This window comes from Acinetobacter sp. NIOH-H-8 (assembly GCF_046635365.1).
Lineage (GTDB): Bacteria > Pseudomonadota > Gammaproteobacteria > Pseudomonadales > Moraxellaceae > Acinetobacter.
Genome location: NZ_JBHDVN010000177.1, coordinates 1 through 458, shown reverse-complemented (window position 1 = coordinate 458; position 458 = coordinate 1). Strand labels below are relative to the sequence as shown.

General features: G+C 66.4%; 1 pseudogene. It reads left to right on the top strand.

The features are described from left to right. Positions 1-189 precede the first annotated feature (189 nt). Positions 190-458 (top strand): annotated as a pseudogene (mdrR1, locus tag ACEWB7_RS17650) (transcriptional regulator MdrR1); the annotation flags it as partial.

The following is a 458-nucleotide window of genomic DNA, read 5'->3' as shown; positions in this document are numbered from 1 at the left end:
GCTTGATGGCGATCCAGGTGGTGCCCCAGATGAGCACGGTGAGCAGGTACAGCGAAAGATTCATGGCGACTCCGCAACGACAGGATGCCGTCAGTCTGCGGTCGAGGCCGGGCGCGACCATTGTCCATTCTTGCGCTTTTCATCCGCCGCCTCTCGCGGCAGCGTCCGGGCGCGGGTAGCATGGCCGGCATGCACCAACCCAGTGATTTCCAGGTATTCCGCACCCTCGACCGGACCTCCAATGCGCGCCTGCTGCGCAGCAGCACGCTCAGCGACGGCCTGGCGCTCGCCCATTGGTACCGCGACGAAGCGGAGATCCTCGGCTACAGCGACCCCGGCCATCACACCCTGTCGCTCTACCTGCAGGGCGGCTGGCAGACCTTCCGCCGCGATCGTCCCGGGCTCTATGGCGGCCCCGACCGCTTTTGCGTGATGCCGGCCGAACACCACTCCGACTG